Here is a 3,440-nt window from a genome sequence, read left to right as displayed (position 1 = left end):
GGCGCAGGCCCGTGACCGGGCCGCCCGCCTGCTGCTCGGCCGCACCGTCGCCTGCGGGCTGCGGTTCGACCCCGAGCACGCCGAGGACGACACCGGGACCGCCGAGGCGGCACAGTGGCTGGAACGGGAGCACCCCGACTGGCTGGCCGCCCTGCACGTGGCGCAGCGGACCGGGCTCCACCGCGAGGTGATCGACACCGCCGAGGCCGTGCACTGGTTCTCCGACCGGCTCATGAGCTGGGGCATCTGGGAGGAGGTGTTCCAGCTCTCGGTGGACGCGGCCCGCGCGCTCGGCGACCGGCAGGCCGAGGCCGTGCACGTCAACTACCTCGCCTGGACGTACGTCACCTGCCTGCACAGCTACCGGCGGGGCGTCGAACTGGCCTCCGAAGGACTGCGGTTGGCTCAGGAGCTGGGCGACCGCGAACAGCAGGGCTGGGCGCAGGTCTACCTCGCCACCGGTCTGCGCAACCTGCAACGCCACGAGGAGGCCCTCGACGCCCTCGAGCGGGCGGCGGACGCGTTCGCCCGGCTCGACAACCGCTCGGCGGCGATCGGCCGGCTGGTGGCGCTGCGCGTCGCCGCCAATTGCCTGCGTGAGTCCGACCGGGCGGAGGAGGCGGTGGGCACCCGCCGACGCGTCCTCGCCAGCGCGCTGGAACTGGTCGAGCGCCAGCCCTCGCCGCCGATGCACCTGCTGGCCGCCATGACCGCGCACGAACTGGGCCTGGACTGTGCGGCACTGAAGCACTGGTCGGCCGCCGAGACGGCCTACCGGCAGGCCCTCGTGCACTACGAGGAGGCCGGCCGGCCCGACAGCATGACCAAGACCCTGACCGAACTGGGCACCGCGCTGATCGAGCAGGGCCGCGCCGACGAGGCCCGGGAACTGCTCACCGAGGCGCTCAGCGGGCTCAGCGAGGACAGCCGCACCGACCCGGACACCCGGCGCCCCCTCGGCCGCAGCCCGGTCCCGCACAGGTAGGCCGCGGGCTGCTCCGCGGCGTTCCGGGCGGCCGGGACCGCCGACGGCCTCCGGCCCGGGCCGGATCCCGGCGCGTCACCAGGACACCTCGGCCCCGCCCCCGTCCGTCGCGGTCGTCCGGCCACCGGTGCCGGTGCCGGTGCCGGTGCCCCCGCCGCCGCTGGTGACCGCTCGGCCCCCGGCCGCGGCGTCCGGGCCGGCGGCCCACCCGCCGCCGCTGGTGGCCACCCGCACGCCGGACCCGGCCTCCGTCAGCCCGCCCCGCGGCACCGCGGACGTCGTCCGGGCCTCCCGCGCCGCGGACCCGGTGCCGACCGGAACCGCCCGGGTCGTCCGATCGGCGGCCGGACGACGGGCCTCGGCGCGGTCGATCCGGATCACCACGTTGCGTTCGCGGTTGGCGCGGTTCGGCCAGTCGTGGTCCTTGCTCCAGACCAGTTGGCTGCGGACGCCGGCCACGTCCGTCCACTTGCCCTGCGTGGCACGGACGTTCGGCCGCCAGAGGCCGTCGTACTCGTGCTCCAGGGACAGGTCCCACCCGTGGCCGCAAGCGCTGTCGTCGATGAGCTCGCTCGCTCCGACCCTGCCGGGGATCACCACGGTCTCCCCCCGCCGGATGTCCACCACGATGCGTTGCGGCCAGTCCGCGTCCACCCCGACGACGGTGATCCTGCAAGGGCCTTCGTACCAAGTCATGGGCAACCTCTCGCGCTTGCGCCGACCGAGCCCGGAACCGGACTCTCCGACCAGGCGAACGGCTCCCCCCGCCCCAGGGGTTCGAACGGAGCCCGGTCCGCGACTCGGGAACCCCCGATCGCGGGTCCCGCGACCGCTCGCACGAACGGGTGAACCGCCGGGCGGGTCCGGGCCGTAACGAGGGAGGGGGAGCGTCCGCAGACCGATCGGCGGGGCGCTCCCGTCGACAGGACCGCAGGGGAAGCCGAGGAGATCTGGTGGGTTCGAACACGGGTGGAAACGGTTCTCAGGCCGACCCCGGGGGCATTCAACTGCCGACGGTCGCCTGGGAGATCGAGGAGGGCCCGGCAGCCGCCGCGGCGGGGGCCGAGGCCGAGGCGCCCTCGTACGGGCCGGTCGAGCCGGCCGCGGCGGAGGCACCGCCCGCACCGAAGTACGGCCGGGTGCTGCCCGGCCCCAACGCGGTGCGCCGGCAGCCCGAGCCCGCCGAGCCGCAGCCCGGACCCGTCGCCGTCTCCGTTGTCGAGCCCGAGTCCGATCCGGAGGCCGACGACCGGCAGGCCCCGCGTCCGCGCCGCATCCCGCCCGGGGTGTTCCCGTTCCTGTCGCCCGAGCCCGAGCCCGAGCCGGAGCCCCGCCCCGTCCCCATGCCCGACCCGACCGCCGTCGGCCTCGACGGCGAAGCCCCGGACGGGATCGACCAGGAGGAGCCGGAGCACCGCCGGTCCAAGAAGCCGATGATGTTCGCTGCCGTCGCCGTCGGCGCGCTGCTGCTGGGCCTGCCGTTCGTGCTGACCGGCAGCGGCACGAAGACCCCCGGCGCCGCGGCCGACCAGCCGCCCGCCGGGGTCAGCGGGCCCGGCGACCCGCTGCCCACCCCTGGCCCGAACGACCCGACCGCCGTCGCGGCGCCGGTCGACGCGACGCTGCTCCCCGGTAGCTCGGCCTCGCCGACCGACGGCACGAACGGTGCGGGCGGGGCCGGCGGTGCGAACGGCACGACCGACCAGACCACCGGTGCCGCCGGCTCGCAGAACCGCCAGGGCACCACCGGCGGCACGGCCACTGGCGGCAGTACGGGCGGCGGGTCCACCTCCGGCGGCAGCACGGGCGGCGGCTCCACCTCCGGCGGCGGCGCCCCGGTCGTCCCCGTCCCGAACAAGACCACCCCCGCCGCGCCGACCTTCACCGCCGTCGCCGGAACGGGCTGCACCAACGCGGGCATCGGCTACGACCAGAACGGCTTCTACACCGACGGCAGCAAAGGCTGGACCACCAACACGACCGGCGGATACGCCGGTTCGGGCTGCGGCGGCAAGTACGTGTCGGTGCCGATGTCCGGCAGCGCCGGCAAGGACGCCGGCAAGTCGGTGCTGTGGGCGTTCACCACCAATCCGGTCCCCTCCGGTAACTGCAGGATCTCGGTGTACATCCCGAACAACGGCGACGTGAAGGCCGTCGGCGGCAAGCCCGCCTACTACACCGTGCAGCGGTACTTCACCACCGGCGAGGGCACCATCAGTGCGTTCACCATCGACCAGACCGCCAACCGCGGCAAGTGGGTCAACGCCGGAACCTTCCCCGTCACCAACGGGAAGATCGCCGTGATGCTGCACGACCGCGGCGTCGACTTCGGCTCAGGCGCCGAACAGGCCCACCACGCGGCCTCCGCCGTCCGGGCCGACTGCTCCTGACGGAACTCCGGTACCCGTCGGCCCCTCGCAACACCATCCAGCCCGCCCAGCCCACCCAGGAAGAG

General features: G+C 74.9%; 2 protein-coding genes and 1 pseudogene. 2 read left to right on the top strand and 1 reads right to left on the bottom strand.

Features of this window, described 5'->3' with window-relative positions:
• A pseudogene (locus AA75_RS49525) lies at positions 1–985 on the top strand (hypothetical protein); the annotation flags it as partial.
• A 75-nt stretch (positions 986–1,060) separates the two neighbouring features.
• Here AA75_RS49525 and AA75_RS19535 read toward each other — a convergent pair.
• A complete protein-coding gene (locus AA75_RS19535; protein ID WP_149038250.1) occupies positions 1,061–1,681 on the bottom strand; it encodes a hypothetical protein in 621 nt (206 codons plus the stop codon).
• Positions 1,682–1,938: 257 nt separating this feature from the next.
• Between AA75_RS19535 and AA75_RS19530 the strand changes: the two genes are divergently transcribed.
• Positions 1,939–3,375: a hypothetical protein gene (locus tag AA75_RS19530; RefSeq protein ID WP_033821403.1), complete on the top strand. Its 1,437-nt coding sequence runs from the start codon at positions 1,939–1,941 to the stop codon at positions 3,373–3,375.
• Positions 3,376–3,440 lie beyond the last annotated feature (65 nt).

Source organism: Kitasatospora sp. MBT63 (assembly GCF_000710465.2).
In the GTDB taxonomy this organism is placed as follows: Bacteria; Actinomycetota; Actinomycetes; order Streptomycetales; family Streptomycetaceae; genus Kitasatospora.
Note: the sequence above shows the minus strand (reverse complement) of the source record. Positions and strands in the feature narration are given on the sequence as shown.